The following is a 2,248-nucleotide window of genomic DNA, read 5'->3' as shown; positions in this document are numbered from 1 at the left end:
GTCAAGGTCGCGGGGATCTGCGCCGCAGATCAGCGCGCCGCGAAGCGGTTGCCTTGACAGCGCGAAACGCGGTCACAGTTTCGGCAGGCGGTCGGCGTGCTTCTCCAGAAAATCGTTGACTGCTTCAACATAGTAGTCGTTGACCCGCCTGCCTTCCGAAGCAGCGAGCAAGCGCAGGCGCCGCTTGTCTTTGGCGGCGACATAGATGGTTGTCGGCTCCTTCTTGTCCTCCCGGAGCGATTTTCCGGCGACAGGATCGCGTTTTTCGCCCGCTTCCTTGACCTTGCGGATATCCGTGCCGCTCAGCTCCAGCTTCGGGCGGCTCAGCTTGGGAAGCACAGCCCGGGCTGGCTGCATCACGCTCAGCAGGGCATCTTTTTTGCCGTTGTTCATCACGTCACTCCGCTGCGGCCGACCGATTGGCCTCAATCACATACTGGACAATCTCGGCAAATATCATCTCGGATTCGGCAATCGCCTTCGAGTCCACCCGCCCGCCCGCGTAAAGCGTCGCGCCGGTCTGCATGTCCTTGTAAGCGATGCGGTAGGGCATTTCAGCACTCGCAATTCGTGTGCCGTCTTGCTGGATGATCTCGCGCAAGTCAGCAAGCGCCCTTGCCCGCCTGTCGATGACAGTGTTGTTCGTGAACACATACATCACCGGCAGGGCAAAGCCGCGGTTCTCGGCGACCAGGGGAATGTGGCCGTTCACAAGCTGATGTGCGGCGGTAATGTCGTCCATGGCAAGATGCACCGGCACCACGGCTATATCGGCAGCAAAAAGCGCGGCCGTCAGCTCGTCGTTGGTTTTGCCTTCGGTGTCGATGATGACCAGCTTGCCCTGCCTGTCCTGTTCCTGGGCGAGCGCGAGGATGTCGGTCGGCGTCGTGACCGCCACGATCTCCAGATTTTCGGGTCTGTTGCCGAAGCGATCGAGCAGCATGGACCAGCGATCGATGTTCTTGCGCTCGTCGGCGTCAATGACAAAAACTTGGTGGCCTTGGTGCGCGGCGACGCTGGCCAGGGCACGCACGAGCGTAGATTTTCCAACGCCGCCTTTTGCCACGGCAACGGTGATGATCATCAGGCTCCGTCCTTCGCTGAAAGCGCTATAGCGTTCGGATTTATAACGTTGCGCCGCTGCAATTTTCAAGAAATTTGATACTTTAATTTATGACGATGCACAGCCATGCCATCATGATGTTATGCCGCCATTAATCGTGGCGTTGTGCCGTCGTGATGCTGTGCCATTGTGATGGCGTGCCGCTACACCGTTGTGGCGGTATAGAGTAATAGCGCTATAGCGGTAAAGCATCCCTCAACTATAAATTCTACAGGCACAGCAGCGAACTGGGTGAATTATAGTCTGCGCTGAGGGTGGCAATGTCGCGATCTTGTTTTTCCGCCATGTTTAATGTATTTCTGCTTTGGCAGGATAGCGGGTTTTGTGGAACAAATCCCTTTTGCGCGCCCGCTTTGCGGGCTTAGTTCGGAGAACATGGGGTAAAACAGGACCGTGCCACGCCAAGCCGTCAGCTACGGAGAAGTTGTGAGGTTCCGCGTCAGTGCCGACGAAAAGGCGGCTCTCTCCGCCGCCAGCGCGCGCGAAGGAGTGCCGGAATCCGAGGTCATCCGCCGCCTGTTGCGCGCGGAAGCGGGGCTGTTTCTGCCGGTGGCCGACGTCGATCGACCGGCGATCCAGGGACTTCAGGTGCAGCTGCGCAAGATCGGCGGCAACCTCAACCAGGCCGTCCGCGCCATGAATGCCGGCCGCGTTGGCTATGAACCAGCGCTCGCCAAGAGCCTCGCAGCGCTTCTCGGAATGATGCAGCCGATGAACAAGCGGCTTACGGAAATGGCGCGGCCAGCCCGGGCACGACGGAGCCCGGATCCTTGAGCGGGCATTTCACCGAGCTGGCGCTCAGCATCGACGAGATGCTTGGAGACAAAGCGCTGGCCGTCGAGGCAGTAACGGACGAGCTGTCGGAGGCAGAGGAGATCCGGCGGCGGGCTTATGCCGCTACTGTGGCGGCCTGGGGCTCACCGGTAACGGAACTGGGCGCCGACAATGCTGCGGCGACGCGATCGGCCGGACGTACCGCAGGGATGGGGACGGGCATCGCAAAAATCTCGTCCAGGCAGCGGCCAGCCGCTGCGGCTCAAGCGAAGACGGCCGCGCCGGCGGCCGTGAAATTCGCCGCCACCGGAATTTCAACGCCAAGCGCGCGCGCTACGCCGCTCACGGCGG

The 2,248-nt window shown here is 60.5% G+C and carries 4 protein-coding genes; 2 read left to right on the top strand and 2 right to left on the bottom strand.

Annotation, left to right across the window (positions count from 1 at the left end; all coding sequences use genetic code 11):
* Nucleotides 1-72: 72 nt before the first annotated feature.
* Entirely contained in the window at nucleotides 73-393 is a 321-nt protein-coding gene (locus EOA85_RS33220) for a hypothetical protein (protein ID WP_127212531.1), read from the bottom strand.
* A 4-nt stretch (nucleotides 394-397) separates the two neighbouring features.
* Nucleotides 398-1,084, bottom strand: a complete 687-nt coding sequence (locus EOA85_RS33215; RefSeq protein WP_127212530.1) for a ParA family protein — start codon at nucleotides 1,082-1,084, stop codon at nucleotides 398-400.
* 465 nt (nucleotides 1,085-1,549) lie between these two features.
* Between EOA85_RS33215 and EOA85_RS33210 the strand changes: the two genes are divergently transcribed.
* Nucleotides 1,550-1,897, top strand: coding sequence for a plasmid mobilization relaxosome protein MobC (locus EOA85_RS33210; protein WP_164760058.1), 348 nt, complete (start codon nucleotides 1,550-1,552; stop codon nucleotides 1,895-1,897).
* Nucleotides 1,894-2,248, top strand: a 355-nt coding sequence (locus EOA85_RS33205) for a hypothetical protein (protein ID WP_206523435.1), incomplete at its 3' end; no start/stop codon positions are given. The genes EOA85_RS33210 and EOA85_RS33205, both read left to right, overlap by 4 nt.

The sequence above is a fragment of the Mesorhizobium sp. M5C.F.Ca.IN.020.29.1.1 genome, from assembly GCF_003997375.1.
Lineage (GTDB): Bacteria > Pseudomonadota > Alphaproteobacteria > Rhizobiales > Rhizobiaceae > Mesorhizobium > Mesorhizobium wenxiniae.
This window is presented reverse-complemented; position numbering and strand designations above follow the sequence as displayed.